This is a genomic window from Bradyrhizobium diazoefficiens USDA 110, from assembly GCF_000011365.1.
GTDB lineage: Bacteria > Pseudomonadota > Alphaproteobacteria > Rhizobiales > Xanthobacteraceae > Bradyrhizobium > Bradyrhizobium diazoefficiens.
This window is the reverse complement of the sequence record NC_004463.1, coordinates 2,997,432-3,024,125: the sequence shown is the minus strand read 5'-3', so window position 1 is coordinate 3,024,125 and position 26,694 is coordinate 2,997,432. Positions and strand designations below refer to the sequence as shown.

Here is a 26,694-nt window from a genome sequence, read left to right as displayed (position 1 = left end):
GGCCGGGAGTGCACACACTCCCGACCGTTTGTATTATTTCTCCGGAAATCGCGTCAGTTCATCTTGACGTCGAGTTCCTTGGCGACGAGATCGAGCACTTCCTGCCCGACCCGCCCCTTGGCCCATTTGTAAGTCGGCTGCATCGCTTCCTGCCACGCCTTGCGATCGGCGTCAGTGAGATAATGCAGCGTGGTCTTGCCCGCCTTCTTGATCTCGGCGAGCGCGTCCTCGTTCTCCTGGCGCGCGATCGAGTTGGTGTAGTCGGTCGCCTCGTTCATCGCCTTCTCGAGCTGGGCGCGAATGTCGGGCGGCAGGCCGGACCAGAACTTGGAGTTGACGATGACCGCATATTGCAGATGGGCATGATAGGACACGGTGATGTCCTTCTGCACCTCGTAGAACTTCTGCGTCCAGTAGTTGGACGCGGTATTCTCGCAGCCGTCGACCACGCCGGTCTGCAGCGCCTGGTAGACCTCGGAGAACGCCATGATCTGCGGGATCGAACCCATCAGGCGGAAGTACTGGTCCGCGATCTTCGATCCGGAGATGCGGAATTTCAGGCCCTTGAAATCCTCCGGCTTCATCAGCGACCGATTCGACGACACCATGTGGAAGCCGTTGTCCCAATAGGCGAGGCCGGTGATGCCCTTGGCCTCCAGCTTCTGGAACAGCCACTTGCCGACCGTGCCCTTCATCGCATTGGCATAGGTCTCGTCGTCCTTGAACAGCCAGGGCAGGTCGAGTGCCTCGAATTCCTTGATCCCGAGCGGCGCGAATTTCGCGGTCGAGGGCGCGAGCATCTGCACCGAACCGAGCTGGAGCGCCTCGATCTCCTCCTTGTCCTTGTAGAGCGAGGAGTTCGGATAGACCTCGATCTTGACCTTGCCGTCGGTGTACTTCTCGGCGAGCTCCTTGAACTTCAGCGCACCCTTGCCCTTCGGGGTGTCGTTGGCGACGACATGGCTGAACTTGATGACAATGGGACCCTGGGCCTGGGCAATCGCCGGCGCCAAAGCAAACGTGGCCGCTGCGACCGCAAGAAGCAGTTTGCGCATGAAGGACCTCCCCAATACCCCTAGGAAACCGGGTTCTTTTTGTTTTTTGCAGGCCAGTAGTGGCAGCAATCCGCCAGCCGAACAACTAGACCTAAGCCCAATTTTCCCGCAGCCAAGCTAGCTTGTCCGCTACTGAACGCGCAACCCGGGGCTGGCCCCTCTCCCGGGCTACCGCTTATGAGATCCGAGGCTTACCGAAGGTGCTCGGCCTGCATGGTGCGAGACGCCCGCTTTGGCGGGCTCCTCACCATGAAGGTCTGATGTCACGCCGCAAGACACGACGAACGCTTATGTCGCATTGCGGCAATGCCCTCAGCCCTTGCGCTGGGCGACCATGAACAGACGCCGGAACGGGAACAGCGTCTGCCCCGCCGCATTCTTCGGATACGCCTTCGCAACCCGCATCCCATAGGCCGCCTCAAAGGCGGCCTTCTCGTCGCCCGCGAGCACGTCGAGATAGCGCGTCAGCCAGGTCCCCTTGGTCCATTCCTTCACGGGGTTCTCGCCTTCGAGCACTTGAAGATATTCGGTCTCCCAGATGTCGATATTGACGGACATCGGCGCAAGAAGATCATGATAGAAGGCCGGCCTCTCGACCGGCGGCGGGGTGACGAGATGCTCGACCTTGGAGCGCCACGGTCCGTTCAGCGCGGTCTCGCCGATCAGCACGTGTGAAGGCGCCAGAAAGTTGCGCGGCATCTGCACCGCCAGCATGCCGCCGGGCACGACCTTCTCCATCAGCGAGGGAAACAGTGCCGCATGATTGGGCAGCCAGTGCAGTGCGGCATTGGAATAGATCAGGTCATATGGCTTGGCGGGACGCCATTGGCCGAGGTCTTCATGGGACCATTGCACGTCCGGCGCCGCCTTGCGGCCGGCGGCAACCATCTCCGCCGAGCCCTCGACGCCGGTCACGGTCGCATCCGGCCAGCGCTCCCGGATCAGCTTGGTGACGTTGCCCGCGCCGGCGCCGAGATCAGCGATCTCGCGCGGCGCGAAATCCGGAATCCGCATCAGGAGGTCGACAGCGGGCCGGAGCCGGTGGCCGGAGAACTTCAGATATTGCTGCGGATCCCAGACCATCGTTCGACGCCTTTTGTTTTTCGTGTTTCCTTCAACGTGGCTCTTGGTTACCACTGCTCGTCCCGGTCAGGCAATTCGTCCTGGCAGGGATGGGCAGGAAACGGCAACAAGCAAAAGCAAACAAGAGAGCGTGCGACCATGGACCTCGGGCTCAAATCGAAAACCGCTGTCGTCACCGGCGCGAGCATCGGCATCGGCCGCGCCATCGCCAAGGGCCTGGCGGCCGAAGGCGTGCGCGTCGTCGGCGTGGCGCGGCGGACCGATCTCCTTGCCGAGCTGGTGAGCGAAGTCGGCGGCGGACTGATCACGCCGTTCGAGCAGGACGTGATGGCCAAGGACGCCGCGGAGAAGATCGCAGCCTTCGCCGTGAGCGAGCTCGGCCATGTCGACATCCTCGTCAACAATGCCGGCGGCAGCCGGCCCCTGCCCGTCGATGCGCCCGACAGCAAATGGGATGAGGCGATCGCGCTGAACTTCACCAGCTACCGCCGCATCGCGCATGCGCTGTTGCCGCAGATGATCGAACGCAAATGGGGCCGCATCGTCAACATCACCGGCAAGTCCGAGCCGGAAGGTCTGAACGCGGCCTTTGCCGCGAAGGCCGCCGTGCACGCCTGGGCCAAGGGCCTGTCGCGCGAGATCGGCGAGCACGGCATCACCATCAACTGCATCCCGCCCGGCCGCATTATGAGCGAGCAGATCCGTCGCAACTATCCGCCGGACTATCGCGAGCGTTTTGCGGAAGAAGAGATCCCGGTCGGCTATTGGGGCGAACCGGAGGATCTCGCGGCACTCGCGGTGTTCCTGGCCTCGCCGGTGGCGCGGTACATCACGGGGACGGTGATCCCGGTGGATGGGGGGCTGCGGCGGTATCAGTTCTAGGATGGGGCTCTGAAACCGATCGGGCACGAGAGCATGACATGTTCGCTGTGCTCTCGGGAGCGGCTGGCGTCAGCTTGCCTTGACGAGTTGGCCGCAGGCCAACAGCGGGCACGTTGCGGGCAATGACCACGTTGTCAAACGCGTTCAAAAGGTAAGGAGTATCTCGGCTAGAGATTGCGCATGTGACCGATCAAAGCCGCCAACTCGTTCTGTCGATGCGTGGCCGTTTTGCTGAAGACCGCCTTGATCTGGTTGCGGACCGTTTCGCGGGACAGCGCCAGGTCGTCGGCGATCATTTCCGGCGACCATCCTGCAGCTATCAGTCGCGCCACCTTTGCCTCGGCCGCCGTCAGCGCAAAGATTGCCGAGAGCAATTCAATTTCAGATTTACGTACGACCTCCATGTCGGTGAGCATCAGGATGAACCTCGCCCCCAGAAATGGCGATCGAGCCGCCCCCGGTACGGGCAACAGCTTGATGACGATCGGACGCTTGGTCTCTCGCCGCGCGACGATGATGTTGCCGATGCGGCTGCCGGCGCGAAGACGGAGCTCCCGATCGGAGTTGGTCAACCTCGCGTCAAGAGCACGAGTGGCCTTGCCATCCCGCATGTACAATCTGTTGTTATGGACGCGGAAGTCGGCATCGAAGATTTCGGCCGCCGCCGCATTGATCTCCAGCACGCGCCCCATTCCGGTCATTGACAGCGCCGGCTCGTTGATCGAATCGAAAGCGCTCAAAGCCCCGAGCAACACCTGCCTTCCCACTGCATGGGAGAGCGTGGCGGCCTCGGTCAGCGCGTCCGAGAGCAGCGCAAATGCCTTCAGATCGTCATCTTCGAAGGCTCCTTCCCCACGCTTGCGCTGTAGCGCGAGGGCCCACATTGCCGGCCCTGCCCAAAAGGAAATCGCCGACCACCATTGAAATCCAAGCTGTCCGAGATGTCTGTAGAGGGGAGTCTTGAGCATGTCTCGCTCGGAGGAGAAGATATCCTGGTCGCGCAGAACCTTCCTGCCGGAAAGCAGTAGCGGAACTCCCCTGACGGCACGAACATCCTCTACGTGAAGATTGGCGGCAAAGTAGCCCTGGAAAGCCTCTTTCGTCGAAGGCGTCACCGGGACATCGGAAGTCCGGACATCACTCTGGAGCAGCCCCGCACCGGACGTCGCTGCCGCGGAGCAAATGTCCTCCATGAGCGGTATCCACTGGCCGGGGTCCAGCACCACTTCGCCCAACCGGGCTTTCGACCGCTCCAATCGCTGGAAATCAAAACGCCGCAATCGCATCACCCAAAAAGAAATCGTCCATATTCGGACAATCCTTGGATACTTGCCCGCCGCTGTCAATCGACACCGGCTCTGGATAACGTGCTGCGCGCATTGGGTTCTCGAGCAATTCCGCAGGCATGACCCAACTGGGTCATGCGCGAATGGCCGGCCTTCGCCACTCTATCCCGATCCTGGAGGTTGGGACGAATGGACGAAACGCACAGCGGGATTGATTTGGACGAGCTTGACCGGGAGGTGGGCGACTTCTGCCGCTTCTTTGAGCTGATGCCGAGGGATCCAGCAGCGGCAATGCACGGGACAGCCTCTCAAATGCACGCTCTTTGCTGCGCCTTGGCCAAGCTTCCGGCTCCGGCATGGAACTCACCGAATATTCAAAGGCTCCTCGCACCCGCCCGTCATCTCCACGCCCGCTCCTCATTTGTCCGCAGACTTCAGGAGTGGCCGCGCGGCTATCCCGGTGATTTCGAAACTGTCGAACTGCTCGCAGCCGGCGCGAGCCTGCCGACCACGGCCGATCCGGGCGACTGGATCGAATGGCACGCACTCAATACCGCCATCGCGCAACAGCATCGAAACAGGATCTGGTGGCAGTACCTCAAGATGTGCGCCACGACGCCGGGGCGCATCCTCTCGATTGGGTGTGGCGGAGGTGCCGACTTCCAGATCGCACCGCATCGATTTACAGGATCCACGGTCGTTCTCGTGGATCTCGACAGGCAAGCCCTGGTTCTCGCCGAAGAGCGACTGAGCCGTTATTGCGATGTTCACATCGTGTGCGGCGACGTGAGACGGGCGATCCGACAGGTCCAGGACGAAGGCCCGTTCGATGTCGTCGTCTGCGGCTGCCTGTCCGACTACCTCGACGACCGAACGATCATTTCCGTTCTGGGGGAATTGCGCTGCCGCCTTCTGAGGGTCGGTGGCTCGATCGTCTTCACCAATATCGCCGCAGGGAATCCGTTTCGCGTGTGGATGGAGGCCATCGCAGACTGGAAGCTGGTTCATCGCTCCGAGCCGGAACTTCGGAAAATCGCGACGGCGGCCGGTTTCGATCGCCTCGATTTTTCCGTCCGACGGGACCCGACCGGCTTAACTCACCTTGTCGAACTCAGCGTCCCGTAGCGCCATGGAAGGCGCCAGGATCATGCCGCGCGATGCCGTGTCCCGACCTCTGCTGTCCACGCTCGAGATTAAGGTAACGGCTTCATTGTCCGGCATCAGACAGCTTTTTCATTGCATGCGAGTTGCCGGTCGCGTGATCGGATTCGTGGAAGCATCGATATTTGAAACCATACTGCCGTCAGCTCAGGTAACGCTGTCCTTGGATTATTCATGCGTACGCTGCTCGTCATTTTAGGCATTTGGCTGTTGCTCAACATCCTTTTTGTCGTCGTCGTGATCCCGCCGCGAAAACCGCGGCCGTCCCGTGCCGACGGCGGGTCAGCCGGTCTTTCGCCCGTGCCAGTCCGCCATGATGCCGCTACGCCCGGCGAGGATCCCCCCGTTTCGCTTCGCCATGTGATCATCGCGATTGCGCTCGGCGCCTTCTTTTCGCTGAGCCCGCCCCTTCTCGAAGCGTACGATATGCTCCGCAGCAGGCTGCGGCGCCTGCGGGGGCAGAGCAATGACGAGAGCTCGACTGAGCAGGAGACATTGCAATCCATCCTTGCGAAGCTCAGGGCCGAATACGACGAACGTTCATCGAACGGCCTCTCGGACAAGGATGACGGCGACCGGCGCTAATCGGGAAAACGTCCATCGCTTCGACTCCTCGAAGGCCGCCCGGCGCATCATGAGCGAACAGACGCGCGACAATTTTCCGCCGGACTATTGCGAGCCCCGTCGGCTGCCGGGCGAGCCGGAGTCATGGGACGCAACGCCGGGCCGCGTTCACACAAAGTTGCTGCTGTGATGCGACGACGTGACGATAGACATCGCTCAGCGACGAAAAATCGGCACATTCCGATCCCCAACAATCAACGCCCGTGCTGCAGCCGCTCCGCGGACTGCGAATGGGCGAAACCTCCTGCCTATGGAAGCACCACAGGCCCCCCGTCCATGCCAATTCGTAACAGGAGACCCGCAACATGCTCATTTGGGATCGGAAATCGGGAGGGCATCAGCGCTGCTCTACCTGTTGCGGCCCGTCCTGGTCGCGGCGCGGCTTTCTCGCGGGAGTGGGTGCGCTCGGCCTTGCCTCGGCCATCCCGGCCGTTGCGGTGCGCGGACAGACCAGGCCGGCGCTGATCGATACCCACCTTCATTTCTATCCGCCCGAATACCAGAAGCTTTGGCTTGGCTACGAAGACGCCCGCAAGCAGCCGCACTTTCCCGGTCAGGTTGCCTGGACCCGCGAGAAGCTCGTCGAGGACATGGACCGCAATGGCATACGCACAGGCATCCTGTCGGTCGCCTCCACGCCAGGGGTGTGGTTCGACCTCGGGCCGGCGGAAGCTGGCCGGCTCGCGCGCACCTGCAACGAGTACGCGGCGGACATGATGCGCGACCATCCGGGCCGTTTCGGCCTGTTCGCAACCTTGTCGATGCTGGATGTCGATGCCACGCTCAAGGAGATCGAATATGCGCTCGACACGCTGAAGGCGGACGGGATCGGGCTGCAAAGCAGCTACGGCGACAAATGGCTCGGCAATGCCGCCTACAGGCCGGTGTTCGAAGAGCTGAACCGTCGCAAGGCGGTCGTTTATGTGCATCCGCTGGTCGCGAGTTGCTGCAGCGCGCTCAGCGTCGGCACGTTTCCCGCGGTGATCGAAGTCCCGCACGACACCACACGTACGGTGACGAGCCTTCTGCTCAGCGGTGCATTTGCCCGCCACCGCGACATCAAATGGCTGTTCTCGCACGCCGGCGGCACGATTCCGATGATGGCCGGGCGCATCAATTCGTTCTATGGGGCGCGGCCCGATCTCAAGGAGTTTGCGCCGGAGGGGATCGAAGGCGAGCTACGCCGGCTTCACTACGACACCGCGAATGCAACGTTCGCGCCGTCCATGGCCGCGCTGCTCAAGCTCGTACCCGCCTCCCAGATCACCTACGGCACCGACTATCCGTATTTCGGCCTTGGCCAGTTCGCGCAGTTGCAGAAGCTTGGCCTTTCGACTGAGGATCTCGATGCGATTGGCCATGAGAACGCGATTCGTCTCGTTCCGCGGTTGCAGGCCTAGAGCATCGGGCAGCGTCTCCTGACGGCGCGGCGGTGCCGCGACCCCGACGCTTGATCTAGATCAAGCCCGCCACGGCAACGCCACGCCGGAATCAATTGTCGATGGTGGCGCAGAAAGCGCCGCCCGTAGCCAAGGAGATGATCGATCATGACCTCCTCGAAGTCTTTGCGCACCCTCATTCTCGCCGGAGCCGGCGCCCTGCTGCCCGCTATGGGTGTCCAGGCCGGGCCGATCCCGACGCATCTGGCGACGATGAAATCGATGGTCGATCAGAACACCACTGAAGTGCGATGGGTCGGCGGCTGGCGTGGCGGCTATGGCTATCGCGGCGTCGGGTGGGGCTACCGCGGCGGCTGGGGCTATCGCGGCTACGGTTATCGCGGACTCGGCTATGGCGTTGCCGGCGCCGTCGTCGGCGGCGCGATTGCGCGGAGCGCCTATTATGGCAGCTATGGCGGTTATCCCGCCTACGGCTACAACTACCCGCCCGCGTCCTATTACGGTTATGGCGGCGGCTATGGCTATGGCTACGGCTATGGCGACGACAATTGCCTGCCCTCCGGCAGCTACTGGGCCTATTAGCGAAAACGCATTCGCCGTTCCGGAGGATGGCTTGCCGCGGGCCGCCATTTCCCGGACGAGCTAGTTCACCCTCGTGCCGACGGGCAACAGCACCTCATCCCTCGCCCGCCGGCGGGACGACATACAAGGTCAGCGCAAACACTGCGTAGATGAAGATCATCAGCGCGCCGACGAACCATGCCGAGCGTCCGCTCGCCGTGATGAACGCTGACGTGACTGTGGCGATCATCACCATGGTGACGGCGCCCGGCCAGAACTGCAGGTTCATCGGCGTCGGCCCCACGACGTAGCTGAGCAGCACCAGCGCGGGGGCGACGAACAGCGCGATCTGCGAGGCGCTGCCGAGCGCGATGCTGACGACCATGTCGAGCCGGTCCTTGCGCGCCGCGCCGAACGCCACCGCAAATTCGGCGGCAGCGCCGACCAGCGAAACGATGATGAAGCCGACAAAGGCCGGGCTCATCCCGAAGGTTTCCGCCGCCTTCTGCACCGATTCCACGAAGATTTCGCTGACCAGCGCGACCAGCACCGTGACGACCAGCAGCGTGCCGACGGCGATGCCGATCGGCCAGTGCGCCTCCTTGTCGTCGCCATGATCGGCGCTTGCGAACAATTCCTTGTGCGTCCCGAGCGAGAACAACAGGCCGAGCGCGTAAGCGATGATCAGCAGGACTGAAATGCCGACGCTGAGCTTGTTCAAGATGCCTCCGCCCTGCGGAAGGTGCTCGAGATCGGCGACCGCCGAAGGCGCAAGCAGGGCGACGGTTGCCATCAGCAACAGGCCCGACGAGAGCCGCGCGCCGGCGCGGTTGTACTCCTGCACGTGGTAGCGCAGGCCGCCGAGCAGCAGGCAGGCCCCTAGCATGAACACCGCGTTGGTGACGATCGCCCCCGCAATCGAGGCCTTTACCAGCATGTACTGGCCGGCACGCAGCGCCGTGATGGCGATGATCAGCTCCGTCAGATTGCCGAGCGTTGCATTGAGCAGTCCGCCCACGGCATCGCCGGTCTTCGCGGCGACCGCTTCGGTGGCGTGGCTGAGCAGCGCCGCCAGCGGCACGATCGCAAGCACCGCCAGCACGAAGAGGAGCGTGTGGGAATGCGGGGCAGCCGCCTCGGCCAGCAGCACGATGGGCACGAAGACCAGCATCCAGAGCAACGGCGTATTCCGGATTTCCCTGAGCAGGGTTTGCATGTCGGCCGCCCTTTCCATGGATGCGCTGATGGAAGGGTCTGGCGGGCCTGCGAGGCGAGTATTGATCTGCCTCAACGTGGGCCGGAGGAGACGCGCCGCCGTGCGGTCTGAGGCCCACATTGCGCGTGACGAGAACGCGCCATGGCCCAGTCCCCGATCGCCGCCAGCATCGCATCCTGCCAGTGTTTTGCCCGACGGGTCAACGCGATCGCAGCTGCCGATGTCGCCGCGACGCATCGCGAAAATCCCTTATCGATCAAGGGGTGTTCTACTGTGCATGGGGTTGTTTTTCGACTTTTTTGTTTCGCCCAAGAAAGAGCCGGAAAGCACGCGCCGAAGCACCTCAAGCCCCCTGCAAGATCTCCGCAATCGCAGCCCCCGCCGCGATCGTGCCGAGCCTGCCGCCGACATCGCGCGTTGCCCTGCCCTCGCCGATCGCCTTCGCCACCGCCGCCTCGATCGCACGCGCGGCCTCCTCGTAGCGCACCGCGCCGCTCCTCTCGCCATGCCAGGCCAGCAGCAAGGCCGTCGACAGGATCAGCGAGACCGGATTGGCGACGTCCTGCCCGGCGATGTCAGGCGCCGAGCCGTGTGCCGCCTGCGCCATGGCATAGCGGTCGCCGACATTGAGCGAGCCGCCGAGGCCGAGACTGCCGGACAGCTCGGCCGTGAGATCGGACAGGATGTCGCCGAACATGTTGGTGGCGACGATGACGTCGAAGCGATCGGGGTTGCGCACGACATGCGCCATCATGGCGTCGACCAGGATGTCGTCGACTTCGAGGCCGGCATAGCCCTTCGCCGCCGCGCGACAGATGTCCAGGAACATCCCGTCGCCGATCTTGAGCACATTGGCCTTGTGCACGATGGTGAGGTGTCTGCGCCGCTTCATGGCGAGACGGCAGGCGGCGTGCGCGATGCGCTCGCAGCACGCCCGCGTGATCCGGCGCAGCGAGATCGCGACGTCAGGCGTGACCAGCATCTCGCCATTGCCCTGCTCCATGTTGCGATCGGCGTAAAAGCCCTCGGTGTTCTCGCGCACCACCACGAGGTCGAAATCGCCGAGGCGGCCTGGCCGCCCGGCATAGGTGCGCGCGGGCCTGACATTGGCGTAGAGGTCGAGGTTCTTGCGGAAGTGCCTGGACGGATTGATCTCGCCATGCGCCTCGTCCTTGAAGTCGAAGGTCGCGGTCGGCCCCAGGATCAGGCCGTCGGCGCCGCGGACGATGTCGAGCAGCTCGGGCCGCACCGTCGTGCCGAACTGCTTCAGGCTCGCGTGCCCGACCGCGTGCTCCTCCAGCCGCAGATTGAGCTGGAAGCGCTCCGAGGCCGCGCGCAGCACACCCGATGTCGCGGTCGTGATCTCCGGTCCGATGCCGTCACCGGGCAGAACGATGAGTTGCATGACGTTTCCCCAAAATTGCAGCGCCGGCGCGATCATACGCCAGAGCCCGGCGGCATCGCCTCACCTTCGCGCATACACAGCATGCAAGCATATGCCTGTGGAAGCGGCCTTCGGCGTAGTACATGCCAAAAGTCCGCATAGCCACGCCGCCGGAGCAACGCGCTAACGCAATGACGATCACGTTACCTGCCGCCGCGCGCGAGCCCGACCACACCATGTCCGACGGCCTGCCGGCCGCGCAGCGGCGCTGGGCGATCGCTGCCATCTTCACCGCTCTGGCGATGGCCTCGCTCGACACCGCGATCGCCAACATCGCGCTGCCCGCCATTGCCGCCGACCTGCATGTCAGTCCGGAGCAGTCGGTCTGGGTCGTCAACGTCTACCAGATCGCGCTGGTGGCAACGCTCTTGCCGCTCGGCGCGCTCGGCGAGATCGTCGGGCACCAGCGCATCTATCTCGGTGGCCTGATCCTGTTCACCATCGCCTCGCTGTTCTGCGCGGTCGCGTGGTCGCTGGACAGCCTGCTGGTCGCGCGCACGCTGCAAGGCCTGGGGGCCAGCGGCATCATGAGCGTCAACACGGCGCTGGTGCGCTTCGTCTATCCCGGAAGGATGCTGGGCCGCGGCTTCGGCCACAACGCGCTGGTGGTCGCGACCGCCTTCACCTTCGGGCCGTCGATCGCCTCCGCGATCCTGGCGCTCGGCCCCTGGCCGTGGCTGTTTGCCGTCAACATTCCCTTCGGCCTCGTTGCGATTGGCATCGGCTTTGCGATGCTGCCGAAGACGCCGCGGGCCGATCACGGTTTTGATTTTCTCGGCGCGATCCTGGCGTCGGCCTGCCTTGGCCTGTTCATCACGGGCATCGGCAGCGCCGCGCACAATCTGTCGCCGGTCGTCGTGGGCATCGAGCTCGTCACGGCCCTCGCGCTCGGCTTCATCCTGACGCGCCGCCACGCCGATCACCCCGCGCCGATGCTGCCGATCGATTTGTTCAGCCGGCCGATGTTCGCGCTGTCGGCGGCAACGGCGGTGTGCTCCTTCGCGGTGCAGGGCCTCGCCTTCGTCTCGCTGCCGTTCTATTTCGAGGACGTGCTGGGACGCTCGCAGGTCGAGACCGGCTTCTTCATGACGCCGTGGCCGCTGGTGGTCGGCATCATGGCGCCGATCGCGGGGCGCCTGTCGGACCGGCATGCGGTCGGGCTGCTCGGCGGCATCGGCCTCGTGCTGCTCGGCCTCGGCATGGCGCTGCTCGCCATGCTGCCGGCCAATCCCGCCATCGCCGACATCATCTGGCGGATGGTGATCTGCGGCATGGGGTTCGGCTTCTTCCAGGCGCCGAACATGAAGGCGGTGATGTCGAGCGCGCCGCCGCACCGCAGCGGCAGCGCCTCCGGCATCGTCGCCACCGCGCGCCTGACCGGACAGACGACGGGGGCTGCGCTCGCGGCGCTCTGCTTTGCCCTCGCCGGTCACGACGGCGCGACCGTCGCACTCGCACTCGGTGCAGGCTTTGCCGCGCTCGGCAGCGTGATGAGCTTCCTGCGGCTGGCGGTGAAGTAGGGCCTTCAGGCCAGGTGCCGCGCTGCGGTCGCGTCGATGGTCGCCGCCGGGATGACGGTCTCGTCGTCCAGCGCGGCAAGGCGCGCGTCGATGGCGTCGATGACCTTGCGCGAGAACGGACCGAGATGGGCATAGGCCGCGATCATCTGCACCGCGATCCGCGCCGATGACGTGTCGCGCTTGGCGCAGTTCATGAAGGTCTGCCAGAGCGGCCCGCGCGCCTCGGGAATGGCGGTGACCACGCGGTGCACCGTCTCCATCGCCCCGAGCTTGGCACGGATATCGCCCTCCGCAAGCGCGTGGCGCTGCCGCGAACGGTCGAGCAGCGTCATCAAGCGGTCGATGCGTCCGGCATAGGCAGCCGGGCTGTAGATGCGCTCCAGCACCCGCTTGTAATCCATCAGGATGTCGCGCAGCGGGCGCACCGGATCGAAGTTGATCCCATCCGTGCACTGATCGGCGCCGATGGTCGGCGCCAGATCGTGGCCCGGGTGCAGCCGGCCTTCGCGCTCCAGGCGGCGCGTCAGCTGCGTGTTCGGCAAGGCATAGAGCAGGCCGACCATGCTGACGGGGATCGCCGCCTCCTCGATGAATTCGATCATGGCCTCCGCCATCGAGACCTTCTCATTGTCGAAGCCGACGATGAAGCCCGCGGTGACGAGAATGCCGGCGGCGTAGATCTTGTGGATGCTCTCGGCGATGTTGCGCCGCGTGTTCTGCTTCTTCCGCATCGCGACCAGCGTCGCCGGATCCGGACTTTCGATGCCGACGAAGATGCCGAAGAAATTGGCCGCCCCCATTTGCTCCAGCAGTTCCGGATCGTCGGCGAGGTTGATCGAGGCTTCGGTGGAGAATTCGAACGGATAGCCGTGGGCGCGCTGCCATTCGGCGAGCTGCGGGAGGAACAGCCGCAGCGACTTCTTGTTGCCGATGAAATTGTCGTCGACGAAGTCGAGGTGGCCGCGGTAGCCCATCCGGTAGAGCGTCTCGAGCTCGACGAACATCTGCTCGGCCGTCTTGGTTCGCGGCACGCGTCCGTAGAGCTCGATGATGTCGCAGAACTCGCAGGTGAACGGGCAGCCGCGCGAATACTGCACACCGATATAGAGATAATCTTCGAATTTGAGCAGGTCGAACCGCGGCACCGGCGTCCTGGTGACATCGGCCTGGAATTTCGGCGCAGTGAAGACGCCGGAGCGCGCACCGCCCTCCCAGGCCGCGATGAATTCGTCGATGACACTCTCGGCCTCGCCGAGCACCCGGAAGTCGGCCCTCTCATAGATGTGGGGGCTCGAGGTCGGATCGGGGCCGCCGACGACCACCGGCTTGCCCGCCGCGCGGCATAGCTCGATCAGGCGCAGCGTGTCGGCCTGCTGCGGCAGCATTCCGCCGGTGAAGACGACGTCGGCCCAGGCGAGATCCTCGTCACCCAGGGGCGACGTGTTGCAGTCGATGAGGCGCACCGTCCAGTCGGCAGGCAGCATCGCGGCAACGGTGATCAGGCCGAGGGGAGCGGCGGGGCGCTTCACGCCCATCAGCTTGCAGGATTCGCCAAAACTCCAGAACGACTCCGCGGTGAACAGCGGGTAGAGCATCAACACGTTGCAGGGGCTCGGCACGTCCATGGAACTCCTCTGGCTTCGACTCAGTGTACCAGAGCGACCTCGTCTTGCATCCCGGCAAAAGGGGACAATCTGTCGCCGCAATGCAGCGGTGATCGGGCCTGGAACCGGCGTTCACGGCCGGGCGTCGCCCCAAGCCGCGGATTGGCGCCTGGAACCCGGCCCGCGGCGAAGCGCGCAATCAGCAGCGTTCGCTCGCAAGCAGCTTCCGGCCGCTCGCCAGGACGTCGCTGCACCAGGCGAAGAACGCGCCGAGAAACTAGCGGCCGGGCGCGTCAGTGCGGGCATGCTGCCGCAACGTCTCGAAGCCCTTCTCCATCCGCGAGGCATTGCGCGCCAGCAGGGCGCGGATGTCGCTGCGGACCGGACTGGGATAGAGCTCGTCTTTTGCTGATGATCCGGATCGCATTCTCGTTTGCGACACCAAACGCCCTCAGCTTGTGACGGGCCATTTCATGAACGATCGCCTCCGCGGTCGCGAGCGGGCAATTGACTGCAACACCGAACACCCAACAATCTTCCCGGCGCCCCCCGATCTCTTTGACGGCCACCCCGCGGACTGTTGATTTGAACAGTTCCAATTTGCCGGACACATTGCGCCCCTGAGTCCAATCGGTGGATTGGACCAATCAGGGGACTGCGATGGCAAACCTTACAATCAACGGAAAATCCCTCACACTCGACGTCGAGCCGGATACGCCGCTGCTTTGGGCGATCCGCGAGAATGCCGGGCTGACCGGCACCAAATATGGCTGCGGCATTGCACAATGCGGCGCCTGCACGGTTCACATCGACGGCATCGCGACCCGCGCCTGCGGCGTTTCGGTCGCCGAGGCCGAAGGCAAGAAGATCACCACGATCGAGGGGCTGGCGTCCGGCAGCACGCTGCACAAGGTGCAGGAAGCCTGGATCGCCAAGGACGTTCCGCAATGCGGCTATTGCCAGAGTGGCATGATCATGGCGGTGGCAGCGCTGCTGAACGAGAAGCCGAAGCCGACCGACGCCGACATCGATGAGGCCATCACCAATATCTGCCGCTGCGGCACCTTCCAGCAGGTGCGCGAAGCGATCCACACGATCGCCAGCGCGTAAGGAACCGCCCCATGAACAAGCACGTCTCTCCCAAGATGAACCGCCGTGCCTTCGTCATCGGCACCGCCGCGGTCGGCGCAGGCCTCGCAATTGGCCTCGATATCCCCTTCGGCGGACCCGCCGTGGTGCGCGCAGCCGACGGCTCGCCCGAAATCGGCGCCTGGGTCGTGGTCAGGCCCGACGACACCGTCGTGATCCGCATCGCCCGCTCCGAGATGGGCCAGGGCTCGCTCACCGGCCTCGCCCAACTCGTCGCCGAGGAACTCGAATGCGACTGGTCGAAGGTCTCGACCGAATATCCGACACCCGGCCAGAGCGTCGCCCGCAAGCGCGTCTGGGGCGATTTCTCGACCGGTGGCAGCCGCGGCATCCGCTCTTCGCAGGACTATGTCCGCAAGGGCGGCGCCACCGCGCGCGTGATGCTGATCCAGGCCGCCGCCGATTCGTGGAAAGTGCCGGCATCCGAATGCACCGCCGCGAAGAGCGTCATCACCCATACGCCGTCGGGCAGGACCACAACCTACGGCAAGGTCGCCGAGGCTGCGGCCAAGCTGACGCCGCCGGCCGACGTCAAGCTGAAGGATCCGAAGGACTGGAAGCTGATCGGCAAGGGCGTGCTGCGCCTCGACACCGCCGACAAGACCACCGGCACGATGGTCTACGGCATCGACGTCAAGCTGCCGGGCATGCTGAACGCCGCGATCAAGGACTGCCCGGTGTTCGGCGGCAAGCTGAAGAGCTATGACGAAGCCAAGATCGCCGGCATGAAAGGCGTCAAGAAGGTCGTCACGGTCGGCGATACCGCGGTCGCGGTCGTTGCCGATACCTGGTGGCACGCCAAGACCGCGCTGGAAGCCCTGCCGATCGTCTGGGACGAGGGCGACAACGCCAAGGTCTCCAGCGCGTCGATTGCGAAGTGGCTGGCGGAAGGCCTCGACAACGCGCAGCCGGCCTATGTCGGCAACAAGAACGGCGACGCCAAGGCGGCGATTGCCGGCGCCGTCAAGAAGGTCGAGGCCGTCTACAACTACCCTTACCAGAACCACGCCACGATGGAGCCGATGAACGCCACCGCGCTCTACACGGCGGAGAAATGCGAGGTCTGGTGCGGCACGCAGAATGGCGAGGCAGCCTTCGCGGCGACACTGGAGGCCTCCGGCCTGCCGGCGGAGAAGTGCGACGTGCACAAGGTGATGCCCGGCGGCGGCTTCGGCCGGCGCGGCCAGACCGACTACGTCCGCCAGGCGGTCATGATCGCCAAGCAGATGCCAGGCACGCCGATCAAGCTGTTGTGGTCGCGCGAAGAGGACATGGCGCACGGCAGGTATCATCCGATCACCCAGTGCAAGATGACCGGCGCGTTCGACGCCGACAACAACCTGGTCGCGCTGCACTACCGCCTGTCGGGACAGTCGATCCTGTTCTCGCTTCGTCCCGAAGCGCTCCAGAACGGAATGGATCCGGCCGCGTTCCAGGGTGTCGCCCAATCCGGCGAGGCCGCATTCGGCTATTCGGTGCCGAACCTGCTGATCGAGCATGCGATGCGCAATCCGCACGTTCCGCCCGGCTTCTGGCGCGGCGTCAACGTCAATCACAACGCGATCTACATGGAATGCTTCATGGACGAGCTAGCCCATGCCGCAGGCCAGGACCCGCTCGAATTCCGCCGCAAGCTGATGAGCAATCACCCCAAGCATCTGGCGGTGCTCAATGCCGTGGCCGAGAAGATCGGCTGGACCACGCCGGCGCCGCAAGGCGTCTATCGCGGCATCGCGCAGGTGATGGGCTATGGCAGCTACGTCGCCGGCGCCGCCGAGATCTCGGTGACCGACGGCAACAAGATCAAGGTGCACCGCATCGTCGCCTCTACCGACCCCGGCTACGTCGTCAATCCGGCGCAGGTGGAACGGCAGATCGCGGGCTCCTTCGTCTATGGCCTGTCCGCGCTGTTCTACGGCGGCTGCACCGTCAAGGACGGCAAGATCGAGCAAACCAACTTCGACACCTACAACTCGATGCGCATCAACGAGATGCCGAAGGTGGAATCGGTGATGGTGCCGAGCGGCGGATTCTGGGGCGGTGTCGGCGAGCCGACCATCGGCGTTGCCGCACCGGCCGTGCTCAACGCGTACTTCGCCGCGACCGGCAAGCGCATCCGTTCCGTTCCGCTGCGCGACCAGAACATCACCTTCGCCTAGAGCATGATCCGGACCCGAAGGGCCGCGTTAGCGCAAAGAGCGAAGCGGTTTTCCGAGAAGATCACGCTCAAGCAACAACTCGCGGCGGCCACGACGGCCGCCGCGGCATTTTCCGGATGAGACCCATGAATGCGCCGGTGACACGGCGGAATGTCGTCCTCGGCATCACCGCCGCGGCCACATCGTACGCAGTACCTTCAATCCTGCGCGCGCAATCGGCGGGCCGCGTCGTCGTGGTCGGCGGCGGCTTTGGCGGCGCGGCCTGTGCCCGCGCGCTCAAACGCGCCAACGCCAAATTGCAGGTGACGCTGATCGAGCCGAACAAGGTCTTCATATCCTGCCCGTTCAGCAACGAGGTGATCGCAGGCCTGCGCGAGATCGAGGCGCAGCAGTTCGGCTATGACAAGCTTGTCGCCGAAGGCATCACCGTCGTTGCCCAGGCGGCAACAACCGTCGATCCCGAAAGGCGCAGCGTCACGACGACCGACGGCGCCACGCTCACTTACGACCGCCTCGTGCTCTCGCCCGGCATCGACTTCCATGTCGAAGCCCTGCCCGGCTACGACGAGGCGGCGTCGGAAAAGATGCCGCACGCCTGGAAGGCCGGCGCGCAGACGCTGCTGCTGCGCCGGCAGTTGGAGGCGATGGAAGACGGTGGCACGGTCGCCATTGCGATCCCCGCCAATCCCTCGCGCTGTCCGCCGGCGCCTTACGAACGCGCGAGCCTGATCGCGCATTACCTGAAGACGAAGAAGCCGCGCGCGAAGGTGCTGATCCTCGATGCCAAGGATAGCTTCTCCCAGCAGCGGCTGTTCGAGCGGGCCTGGAAGGAGCTCTATGGCAACATGATCGAGCGCATCGGGCTGTCGCAAGGCGGCCGCGTGACGTCCGTTGACGCTTCGACGAAGACCATCGTCACCGAGTTCGGCAACTACACCCCTGACGTCGCCAACGTCATCCCGCCGCAACGCGCCGGCCACCTCGCCCAGATTGCGGGCGCAGCGGATGCGACCGGCTGGTGCCCGATCGATCCTGTAACTTTCGAGTCGAAGCTCGTCCCGAACATCCACGTCATCGGCGATGCCTGCCTCGGCGGCGGCATTCCCAAATCGGCGTCGGCCGCAAGCGCGCAAGGCAAGGCCTGCGCCGCCGCGATCGTCAACCTGCTCGCAGGCCGCGCCCCGGAGACGCCGCGGCTCACCGGTGTCTGCTACACCACCGTCGCGCCCGGTTACGGCTTCTCGCTCGCCGGCAACTACCAACCCAGAGGCGATATCTACGCCGAGGTCGAGGGCGGCGCGACCAGCCCGGTCGATGCCCCGCGCGAGCTGCGCGCCCGCGAGGCTGACGAGGCCGCGCGCTGGTTTCAAACCATCACGGCAGACACCTTTGGCTAGGGCAATGATGGGACGAGCCTGCCGCCACGAACACGACGCGCTCCCTCCCCCGCCTGCGGGGGAGGGCTGGGGAGAGGGTGTCTCCGCCCGCGAGACCCCCCAAGAGGAAAGAGCCCTCACCCGCCGCTACGCGGCGACCTCTCCCGCAAGCGGGAGAGGTAAGAGGAGTTCGCGGCGGCCTCAGTCATTCAATCCAAGATCTGCGATTGCGGTATTCATCGTAGCGAGCCTTGCCTTGGCCTTGCCCACCCAAGCGGACGAGCTCGCGCCTTGCACAATCGTCGGCGACGGCATTCCGGCTTCGCTCACCGCTACGCCCGGCGATGCCGCGCGCGGACGCGCGCTGGTGCTCGCGCGCACGACGACCTGCATCCTCTGCCATTCCGGCCCGTTTCCGGAAACGCGGTTCCAGGGCGACCTCGCGCCCGATCTCTCCGGCGCCGGGAACCGGTGGTCGGTGAGCCAGTTGCGGCTTCGTCTGGTCGATGCGTCGCGCTTCAACGCGGAGACCATCATGCCGTCCTATTATCGCAATGACGGCCTCGTGCGCGTCGGGCGCAATTTTGCCGGCAAGCCTATATTGTCCGCCGCGGAGATCGAGGACATCGTGGCCTATCTTGCAACGCTTCGGGACTAGGACTGCTCATGCCAACCACGCGACGACAATTCCTGAGCCTTGCCGGAGGCATCACCGCTGCCGGAACGATCCCGATCGTCACGCTGCGGCCGCTGGAGGCGACGCCCGCGATGCTCAACACGGCGATCCGCAACGTCGTCGGTGAAGCCCCGATTCGCACCGGCAGGGTGAAGCTCGACATTCCGCCGCTGGTCGAGAACGGCAACACCGTGCCAATGACCATCAGCGTCGCAAGCCCGATGACGCCTGATGACTACGTCAAGAGCATCCACGTCTTCAACGAGAAGAACCCGCAGCCGAACATCGGCAATTTCCATCTCGGCCCGTGGGCCGGCCGAGCCCAGGTCTCGACGAGGATCCGGCTCGCCGACACCCAGAAGGTGGTCGCGATCGCGCGTCTCTCCGACGACAGCTTCTGGCAGGTCGCCGCCGACGTCGTCGTGACGCTGGCCGCCTGCACCGAGGAGATGAACTGATGGCCGCGCTGATCAACGTTCCGGCAAAGGCCAGGCGCGGCGACGTCATCGAGATCCGCACGCTGACCTCGCATATCATGGAAACCGGCTTCCGCCACACCGCCGATGGCCGGCTCGTGCCGCGCGACATCATCACGAGCTTCACCTGCCGCTACAACGGCACCGAGGTCTTTCGCGCCGATCTGTTTCCGGCGATCGCCGCGAACCCATATCTTTCGTTCTTCACGGTTGCGAAGGAGAGCGGCAAGTTCGAGTTCGAATGGACCGGCGACAACGGCTATTCGTCCACCGCCTCGGCATCGATCACGGTCGAATGAAATTTTGGCGCGCGATAGCGGTGGCGACATTGCTGGCCGCGGCTCCTGCCCTGCTTGCCGGCGAGATTGCGCCCGAGGCGCGCCGCTCCGGCTACGCTTTCATGGGGCCGGACACGCGCGCCATGCAGGATGACGACACCGCCAATCCGGGCATGCTGTTCGTGCTCGATGGCGAGGCGCTCTGGACGAAGAAGACCGGCAGCGCGGAGAAGGCCTGTGCGGATTGCCACGGCGATGCGCGGGGCAGCATGAAGGGCGTCGCGGCGCGCTATCCCGCTTTCGAGAAGGCGGTGGGCCGTCCCATCACACTCGATCAACGCATCAATCTCTGCCGCGCCAATCATCAGCAGGCAACGCCGCTCCCCTACGAGAGCCGCGACCTGCTGGCGCTGTCCGCCTTCGTCGCCCACCAGTCGCGCGGCGTCGCGATCACGGCCGGCGACGACCCGCAACTCAAGCAATTCGTCGAACAGGGCCGCGACCTCTTCATGCAGCGCGAGGGCCAGCTCAACCTCGCCTGCACCAATTGCCACGACGACAACTTTGACAGGCATCTGGCGGGCGCTCCGATCACGCAAGCGCAGCCGACCGGCTATCCGCTGTATCGGCTGGAATGGCAGACGCTGGGGTCGCTGGAGCGGCGTCTGCGCAGCTGCATGTCCGGCGTGCGCGCCCAGGCCTACGACTACGGCGCCCCAGAGCTCGTCGCGCTCGAGCTCTATTTGATGTCGCGGGCGCGCGGCCTGCCGATGGAAACACCGGCCGTGCGGCCCTGATTCCTTCGAATTAGGACTAGGCAGGCGTGGCACGGTCGCTAGTATCCCTCCCAAAGACGATGAGTCACAGGGAGGACTTTGAAGTGGTCGACTACAGAATCTCGCGCCGTACGCTCTTGACCGGCACGGCAGCGGCTGGCGCGCTCAGCCTGACCGGATTGCCGGCGCGCGCCGAGGTCAACTGGAAGAAATATGCCGGGACCAAGCTGGAGGTGATCCTCGCCAAGGGTCCGCGCGGCGACAACCTGCAAAAGAACATCAAGGAGTTCACCGAACTCACCGGCATCCAGGTCGAAGCCGAGCAGATCCCCGAGCAGCAGCAGCGCCAGAAGGTCGTGATCGAGTTCACCTCGGGCCGGCCCAGCTTCGACGTCGTCCATCTCAGCTATCACGTGCAGAAGCGGCAGTTCGAGAAGGCCGGCTGGCTCGCCGACATGACGCCTTTCATGAAGGACCCGTCACTGACCGCGCCCGATCTCGTCGAGAGCGATTTTTCCGCCGCGGGCCTGCAATATGCCAAGAACGACAAGGGGCAGATGCTGTCGCTGCCGTGGTCGGTGGACTATTTCATCCTCTACTACAACAAGGAGCTATTCCAGAAGAAGGGCGTGGCCGTCCCGAAGACCCTCGACGAGATGGTCGCTGCCGCCGAGAAGCTCACCGATCCCAAGGAAGGCACCTACGGCTTCGTCGGGCGGGGCTTGCGCAACGCCAACATGGCATTGTGGACCAACTTCTTCCTCAACTATGGCGGCGAATTCCTCGACGACAAGCGCAACATCCTGACCGACGGTCCGGAGGCGATCGCGGCAACGAAGCTCTACCAGACGCTGCTGACGAAGTCCGCCCCGCCCGGCGTCGCCGGCTTCAACTGGATGGAGTCGATGGCCTCGTTCACGCAAGGACGCTCGGCGATGTGGATCGACGGCGTCGGCTGGGCGCCGCCGCTGGAGGATCCGGCCGCCTCGCGCGTCGTCGGCAAGGTTGGCTACACTGTCGTGCCCGCCGGACCCAAGGGGCATTATTCGTCCACTTACGGCGACGGCATCGGCATTGCGGCGGCGAGCAAGAACAAGGAAGCCGCCTACCTGCTCTGCCAGTGGGTGGTCTCGAAGCAGCAGGGCGCGCGCCTGCTCCAGGCCGGCGGCGGCGTGCCGTTCCGCAGCTCGATCCTGAACGATCCCGAGATCCAGAAGGGCGTGAAGATGCCGCCGGAGTGGCTGCAATCGGTGATCGAGTCCGGCAAGATCAGCAAGCTCGGCCTGCCCGTGGTCGTCCCCGTCGCCGAATTCCGCGATATCGTCGGCGCGGCTCTCACCGCGACGCTGTCCGGGGCAGATCCCGCCGCCGAGCTGAAGAAGGCCAACGACCAGTTTCGGCCGATCCTGGAGCGTAGCGAAAAGGCGTGAGTGCGTTGACACAAGCTGATCCGGCCGCGGCACGGTCCGATGCCGCGCCGGAGAAAGAGTTGCGCCCGCCGTCCTACTGGCCGTTCGTGGTGCCGGCGCTGGTCGTCGTGCTCGCCATCATCATCTTCCCGTGGGTCTTCACCATCTGGATGAGCCTGAACGAGTGGAAGGTCGGCTCGCCGACCACCTTCGTCGGGCTCTCCAACTATCTGCGGCTGACCAGCGATCCGCGCTTCATCGAGGCGGTGGGCCACACCATGGTCTACACCGCGCTGTCGGTGCTGCTGCCGCTGGTGCTCGGCACCTTCGCGGCCGTGGTGTTCCACCAGAAATTCGCCGGCCGCGGCTTCCTGCGCGGCGTCTTCATCATGCCGATGATGGCGACGCCCGTCGCGATCGCGCTGGTCTGGACCATGATGTTCCACCCGCAGCTCGGCGTGCTGAACTACATCTTGTCGCTGGTCGGGATACCGGCGCAGCTCTGGGTGTTTCATCCCGCGACCGTCATTCCCTCGCTGGTGCTGGTCGAGACCTGGCAATGGACGCCGCTCGTGATGCTGATCGTGCTCGGCGGCCTCGCCGCAATCCCGACCGAGCCATATGAGAGCGCGCAGATCGACGGCGCCAATCTCTGGCAGATGTTCCGCTTCATCACGCTGCCGCTGATCATGCCGTTCCTGTTCATCGCCGGCATGATCCGCATGATCGACGCGGTGAAGAGCTTCGACATCATCTTCGCGATCACGCAAGGCGGACCCGGCTCGGCGTCGGAGACGATCAACATCTACCTCTACAGCGTCGCCTTCACCTACTACGACCTCGGCTACGGCTCGGCGATCGCGGTGGTGTTCTTCCTGTTGATCGTCCTGCTTGCCGCGGTGATGCTGTATGCCCGCCAGCGCATGGTGTGGACCGAAATCGCGAGCGACGCATGACACCTCGTCAGATCATCGGCAAGATCGGCCTGTGGCTTTCGGTGTTCGTCATCGTGTCGCCGGCAATCCTGTTCTTCCTGTGGATGCTGTCGCTGTCGCTCAAATTCGAGATCGACAACGCCGCCTACCCGCCGGTGTTCTTCCCCGAGCATATCGCCTGGAAGAACTATGCCGACGTGCTGGCCTCCAACCGCTTCCTGACCTATTTCATCAACAGCCTGGTCGTCACCGGCAGTGCGACCGCGCTGGCGCTGATCGTCGGCGTCCCCGCCGGCTACGGCATCGCGCGCATGGCCGCGCACAAATCCGCGATCGTGATCCTGATCGCGCGCATCACGCCCGGCCTGTCCTACCTGATTCCGCTGTTCCTGCTATTCCAGTGGCTGGGATTGCTCGGCACGCTGGTGCCGCAGATCATCATCCACCTCGTCGTGACGGTGCCGATCGTGATCTGGATCATGATCGGCTATTTCGAGACCACGCCGCTCGAGCTGGAAGAAGCCGCCCTGATCGACGGCGCCACGCGCTGGCAGGTCTTTCGCCACGTCGCCCTGCCGATCGCCAAGCCGGGGATCGCGGTCGCCTTCATCCTCGCCGTCATCTTCTCCTGGAACAACTTCGTCTTCGGCATCGTGCTGGCCGGACGCGAGACGCGCACCCTGCCCGTCGCAGTCTACAACATGATCTCGTTCGACCAGTTGAGCTGGGGGCCGCTCGCCGCCGCCGCGCTGATCGTCACCCTCCCAGTGCTGCTGCTGACGGTGTTTGCGCAGCGGCAGATCGTGGCCGGGCTCACTGCGGGTGCCGTCAAGGGCGGGTGATCACCCGATGCCGCCAATCGTAAGGAGACGATCGCGGTGGGCTCACCAGCCCACGCGCAGGCCCACGCGTCCGCCGGCGACCTTCTCGTCCGGCCCGTAGCCGATGCCACCGTTGAACTGCATGTTCCGATTGAGGCGCAGCGCCGCATTGAACGCAAGACCGTTGGCCCGCTCGAAGGTCCCGTAGTTCATCGTCATGGCAAAGGTCTCGTCCGGCAGCAGCGTCGGCACGCCGGCCATGGCAAAGGCCATGGCGACGCCGCTGGTCGCCTTGCTGGTCCGCATGCTGAGGTCGTCGAGGCGACCGTTGATGCTGGCGAGCTGCGCATTGACGGCGCTGAGATCGCTCGACGAGGCCAGGCCGAGACTGGCGAGCGTAGTGGTCGCAAGATTGCCGGCGCCGTCGGACGTGACAAGCTGCGTCGCGCCGCTTTGCGCGGACTTGCTGGCCGACGAGGCGATGCCGGCCATGGTGTAGGTGTTGCCTGCCGTGCCGAACGCCTGCTGATTGGCACGCGTCGCTGCGGCACCGTTGCCGATCGCGGCGGAGTTGGCGAAGCCGGCGCTGGTGTTGTTGCCGACGGCGACGGCGTTGACGCCCGCGACCGATACGGTGTTGCCGATCGCGATGCCGCCTGACCCGGCCACGGTCGCCGTGTTCGCCATCACCAGCGCATTGGGTGCGTTGACGGCGTTGCCGGTGCCGAACACCGAGGAGCCGGCCGCGCTCGCGGTGCCGGCCACGGTGTTGTTGGAGCCGACCACGTTGACGACGTTGCCCCAGCCGGCCTGGCTGGTGCCGTTGATCGTGTTGTTGCCGCCCAGTGTGAAGCTGCGGTCGCCTCGGACGATCTGCACGGTGCCGAACGCACCGCTGTTGTCGCCGGAGATCGCGTTGCTAGCGCCGACCGCGGTGCTATTGGCGCCGTTCACGCCGATATTGTAACCGACGGCCGTGCCGTTGGTGCCGGCAGCATAGACGTTCGCGTTTGTACCCACTGCAAGCGCATTTTCGGCGTCCGCGCGACTGGAATTGCCCGCGGCCGTGCTGGCGTTGCCGCCTGCGACTGTCGCGTAGCCAAGAGCCGTGCTGCCGTCACCACCTGCGCCTGCCCGATAGCCCACGGCCGTGGCGGTGTAACCGCTCGCGGAGCTTTGGTAGCCAAATGCCGAGGTCAGGGCGCCGGTGGCCGCGCTGGCGCTACCAGCCGCCGTGCTGAAGAAGCCGCTGGCAGTGCTTCGATAGCCCAGCGCTGTGCTGAGGCCGCCAGAGGCCAGACTGCCGGCGCCAAAGGCCGCGGCCTCGGGACCGGCAGAGCTCGATTCGCCGAATGCGGAGCCACCCGTGGTCGCGGAAGAATTGGTACCGCAAGCCACGCTTTGTATCGAGCTCGCGCTCGCACCGTCCGCACTGTTGCTGGCATTGACGCAAACGAACTGCGCCTGCGCCGACGACGCATCCAGCAGGACGGCCAAGGGGGCAAGCACCGCGGCGGTGCAAATTCCGAGCAAGGACTGCCTGCACGCACGGCGCGGCGTCCCCCTCGCGACAACCCGATCCTCGTCCGGCCCCACCGCGACCGTCATCCCCCGCATATCCATCGCCTTACCTTCACGTCATTGCAAATTGTCCGGGCCGCGAAGCACGCACGTCTGGCCCGCGCGCAATAATATGAATATTCATGTCCGGAGACTGCGGTTCGACGGTGCGGAAACTTGCCTGATCGTCCCAATTTGCAGACCAACTGCCGAGGGAGCGGCCTGGCATGACGAAAATTCCGTATCTGCGCTTCGACACCGCGGAGCTGCCTGTCGCCGAGCGGCTCGACCGCTACCGCGCGATTCTCACGCACTACGACGTGTCGGTCCCCGCGGGCACGGACCGGGACGACTTCGAGGTCCTGGCCGAGGCCTGGCTGCTCGGTGGCCTGGTCGCCGCGTCCACCCGGATGGCGCCGGTGCGCTTCACCCGTTCCGCCGCACTGGCCAAGGCCGATGGCCGCAATTCATTCGCGCTGCTGCTGCTCAGGCGCGGCGCCTGGAGCGGCGAAGTCGACGGCGAACCGATCTCGGCCGGTCCCGGCCAGGTGCTGGTGCTCGATCTGACCCGGCCCTTCGACGGCATCGCCACCGCGACCGACACCATCAGCCTCGACGTCGAGCGCGATCCGATCGTCAGTGCCGCGCCCGATGGCCTCGACCTGCATGGCCTCGTCCTTGACGGCGCCGCCGGCCGCGTTCTCGCCGATCATATGGCGCTGTTGCGGCGCAGGCTTCCGGCGATGGAGGAGAACGATGCGCTCGATGCGGTCCGGACGACGCTCGATCTGCTGCGCGGATGCTTCGGCGTGGCCGCCCGGCCGCGCGAGCAGGGGCTTGCCCGGCGTGACATCGCCATCCTTCACCGCGCCAGCCGCTTCATCGACCAGAATCTGGGCCGCAACGACCTGTCGGTGGCAACCATCTGCCGCGAGATCGGCGTGTCGCGCTCGGTGCTCTATCGCGTCTTCGCGCCGCTCGCGGGCGTCGCCGACTACATTCGCGGGCGGCGGCTCGAAGCGATCCATGTGCTGCTTGATGACGCCGATGAAGATCGCTGGAATGCCGAGATCGCCGCCGCGTTCGGCTTCGTGAGCCAGGCTCATTTCAGCCGCAGCTTCCGGCAGCACTTCGGCTACTCGCCGCGCATAGCGCGCGACACCCGCCTGCAGGACCTTGCAGCGGCGGTGGAAGCCGGCCCGGAGCTATTCCGCGAATGGATTGGCCGGCTCGGCTGAGTCGG

Annotated in this window: 25 protein-coding genes; 17 read left to right on the top strand and 8 right to left on the bottom strand. The window is 64.8% G+C overall.

The features are described from left to right. Positions 1-53: 53 nt before the first annotated feature. Together BJA_RS13635 and BJA_RS13630 are read right to left on the bottom strand one after the other, a co-directional pair. A complete protein-coding gene (locus BJA_RS13635; protein ID WP_011085534.1) occupies positions 54-1,055 on the bottom strand; it encodes a DctP family TRAP transporter solute-binding subunit in 1,002 nt (333 codons plus the stop codon). A 312-nt stretch (positions 1,056-1,367) separates the two neighbouring features. Then, positions 1,368-2,138 carry a methyltransferase domain-containing protein gene (locus BJA_RS13630; protein ID WP_011085533.1) on the bottom strand — a complete coding sequence of 257 codons (771 nt, stop codon included), beginning with the start codon at positions 2,136-2,138 and terminating at the stop codon, positions 1,368-1,370. A 138-nt stretch (positions 2,139-2,276) separates the two neighbouring features. On the opposite strand from BJA_RS13630, the gene BJA_RS13625 reads away from it, so the two are divergent. Beyond that, positions 2,277-3,020 carry an SDR family NAD(P)-dependent oxidoreductase gene (locus BJA_RS13625; protein ID WP_011085532.1) on the top strand — a complete coding sequence of 248 codons (744 nt, stop codon included), beginning with the start codon at positions 2,277-2,279 and terminating at the stop codon, positions 3,018-3,020. Between the two features lie 167 nt (positions 3,021-3,187). On the opposite strand, the gene BJA_RS13620 is transcribed toward BJA_RS13625, so the two are convergent. Continuing rightward, complete coding sequence (locus tag BJA_RS13620) at positions 3,188-4,300, bottom strand: helix-turn-helix transcriptional regulator (protein ID WP_162494072.1); 1,113 nt, start codon at positions 4,298-4,300, stop codon at positions 3,188-3,190. Between the two features lie 195 nt (positions 4,301-4,495). Between BJA_RS13620 and BJA_RS13615 the strand changes: the two genes are divergently transcribed. The 4 genes from BJA_RS13615 (at position 4,496) to BJA_RS13600 (ending at position 8,073) form a co-directional block, all read left to right on the top strand. Continuing rightward, positions 4,496-5,431, top strand: coding sequence for a class I SAM-dependent methyltransferase (locus BJA_RS13615; protein WP_162494071.1), 936 nt, complete (start codon positions 4,496-4,498; stop codon positions 5,429-5,431). A 210-nt stretch (positions 5,432-5,641) separates the two neighbouring features. After that, positions 5,642-6,052: a hypothetical protein gene (locus BJA_RS13610; RefSeq protein WP_011085529.1), complete on the top strand. Its 411-nt coding sequence runs from the start codon at positions 5,642-5,644 to the stop codon at positions 6,050-6,052. 344 nt (positions 6,053-6,396) lie between these two features. Further along, entirely contained in the window at positions 6,397-7,491 is a 1,095-nt protein-coding gene (locus tag BJA_RS13605; RefSeq protein WP_011085528.1) for an amidohydrolase family protein, read from the top strand. 147 nt (positions 7,492-7,638) lie between these two features. Next, positions 7,639-8,073 carry a hypothetical protein gene (locus tag BJA_RS13600; RefSeq protein ID WP_038965835.1) on the top strand — a complete coding sequence of 145 codons (435 nt, stop codon included), beginning with the start codon at positions 7,639-7,641 and terminating at the stop codon, positions 8,071-8,073. Positions 8,074-8,167: 94 nt separating this feature from the next. Here BJA_RS13600 and cax read toward each other — a convergent pair whose 3' ends face one another. Beyond that, a complete protein-coding gene (gene cax, locus BJA_RS13595) occupies positions 8,168-9,268 on the bottom strand; it encodes a calcium/proton exchanger (protein WP_038965839.1) in 1,101 nt (366 codons plus the stop codon). A gap of 343 nt (positions 9,269-9,611) precedes the next feature. Further along, a complete protein-coding gene (locus tag BJA_RS13590; RefSeq protein WP_038965840.1) occupies positions 9,612-10,673 on the bottom strand; it encodes an isocitrate/isopropylmalate dehydrogenase family protein in 1,062 nt (353 codons plus the stop codon). A 170-nt stretch (positions 10,674-10,843) separates the two neighbouring features. Here BJA_RS13590 and BJA_RS13585 point away from each other — a divergent pair, with 170 nt between their 5' ends. Next, on the top strand, positions 10,844-12,232 hold the full coding sequence (locus tag BJA_RS13585; RefSeq protein ID WP_038965836.1) for an MFS transporter: 1,389 nt from the start codon (positions 10,844-10,846) through the stop codon (positions 12,230-12,232). 5 nt (positions 12,233-12,237) lie between these two features. Here BJA_RS13585 and BJA_RS13580 read toward each other — a convergent pair whose 3' ends face one another. Beyond that, a complete protein-coding gene (locus tag BJA_RS13580; RefSeq protein WP_011085524.1) occupies positions 12,238-13,857 on the bottom strand; it encodes a B12-binding domain-containing radical SAM protein in 1,620 nt (539 codons plus the stop codon). A gap of 256 nt (positions 13,858-14,113) precedes the next feature. Continuing rightward, on the bottom strand, positions 14,114-14,263 hold the full coding sequence (locus BJA_RS43030; protein WP_236842204.1) for a hypothetical protein: 150 nt from the start codon (positions 14,261-14,263) through the stop codon (positions 14,114-14,116). A 233-nt stretch (positions 14,264-14,496) separates the two neighbouring features. Here BJA_RS43030 and BJA_RS13570 point away from each other — a divergent pair, with 233 nt between their 5' ends. From BJA_RS13570 to BJA_RS13525, 10 genes are all read left to right on the top strand, one after another. After that, positions 14,497-14,946 (top strand): (2Fe-2S)-binding protein, encoded by a 450-nt coding sequence (locus BJA_RS13570; protein ID WP_028174739.1) that lies wholly within the window; start codon positions 14,497-14,499, stop codon positions 14,944-14,946. A gap of 11 nt (positions 14,947-14,957) precedes the next feature. Then, positions 14,958-17,144: a xanthine dehydrogenase family protein molybdopterin-binding subunit gene (locus tag BJA_RS13565; RefSeq protein ID WP_011085521.1), complete on the top strand. Its 2,187-nt coding sequence runs from the start codon at positions 14,958-14,960 to the stop codon at positions 17,142-17,144. A gap of 125 nt (positions 17,145-17,269) precedes the next feature. Further along, a complete protein-coding gene (locus BJA_RS13560; protein ID WP_063921427.1) occupies positions 17,270-18,541 on the top strand; it encodes an NAD(P)/FAD-dependent oxidoreductase in 1,272 nt (423 codons plus the stop codon). A gap of 235 nt (positions 18,542-18,776) precedes the next feature. Continuing rightward, positions 18,777-19,178 carry a sulfur oxidation c-type cytochrome SoxX gene (soxX, locus tag BJA_RS13555; RefSeq protein WP_236842203.1) on the top strand — a complete coding sequence of 134 codons (402 nt, stop codon included), beginning with the start codon at positions 18,777-18,779 and terminating at the stop codon, positions 19,176-19,178. 8 nt (positions 19,179-19,186) lie between these two features. Continuing rightward, entirely contained in the window at positions 19,187-19,654 is a 468-nt protein-coding gene (locus tag BJA_RS13550) for a SoxY-related AACIE arm protein (RefSeq protein WP_011085519.1), read from the top strand. Continuing rightward, positions 19,654-19,971: a thiosulfate oxidation carrier complex protein SoxZ gene (soxZ, locus tag BJA_RS13545; protein WP_011085518.1), complete on the top strand. Its 318-nt coding sequence runs from the start codon at positions 19,654-19,656 to the stop codon at positions 19,969-19,971. The genes BJA_RS13550 and soxZ overlap by 1 nt, the downstream gene beginning before the upstream one ends. After that, complete coding sequence (soxA, locus tag BJA_RS13540) at positions 19,968-20,747, top strand: sulfur oxidation c-type cytochrome SoxA (RefSeq protein WP_028174733.1); 780 nt, start codon at positions 19,968-19,970, stop codon at positions 20,745-20,747. The genes soxZ and soxA overlap by 4 nt, the downstream gene beginning before the upstream one ends. A 59-nt stretch (positions 20,748-20,806) precedes the next feature. Further along, on the top strand, positions 20,807-22,156 hold the full coding sequence (locus BJA_RS13535; protein ID WP_049832539.1) for an ABC transporter substrate-binding protein: 1,350 nt from the start codon (positions 20,807-20,809) through the stop codon (positions 22,154-22,156). Then, positions 22,153-23,091, top strand: coding sequence for a carbohydrate ABC transporter permease (locus BJA_RS13530; protein WP_011085515.1), 939 nt, complete (start codon positions 22,153-22,155; stop codon positions 23,089-23,091). Before BJA_RS13535 ends, BJA_RS13530 begins: the two co-directional genes overlap by 4 nt. After that, on the top strand, positions 23,088-23,912 hold the full coding sequence (locus tag BJA_RS13525) for a carbohydrate ABC transporter permease (RefSeq protein ID WP_028174730.1): 825 nt from the start codon (positions 23,088-23,090) through the stop codon (positions 23,910-23,912). The genes BJA_RS13530 and BJA_RS13525 overlap by 4 nt, the downstream gene beginning before the upstream one ends. Positions 23,913-23,954: 42 nt before the next feature. Here BJA_RS13525 and BJA_RS13520 read toward each other — a convergent pair whose 3' ends face one another. Beyond that, on the bottom strand, positions 23,955-25,388 hold the full coding sequence (locus BJA_RS13520) for a hypothetical protein (RefSeq protein WP_244423863.1): 1,434 nt from the start codon (positions 25,386-25,388) through the stop codon (positions 23,955-23,957). Positions 25,389-25,678: 290 nt separating this feature from the next. Between BJA_RS13520 and BJA_RS13515 the strand changes: the two genes are divergently transcribed. Then, a complete protein-coding gene (locus BJA_RS13515; protein WP_011085512.1) occupies positions 25,679-26,689 on the top strand; it encodes a helix-turn-helix domain-containing protein in 1,011 nt (336 codons plus the stop codon). The last annotated feature ends 5 nt before the right edge of the window (positions 26,690-26,694 follow it).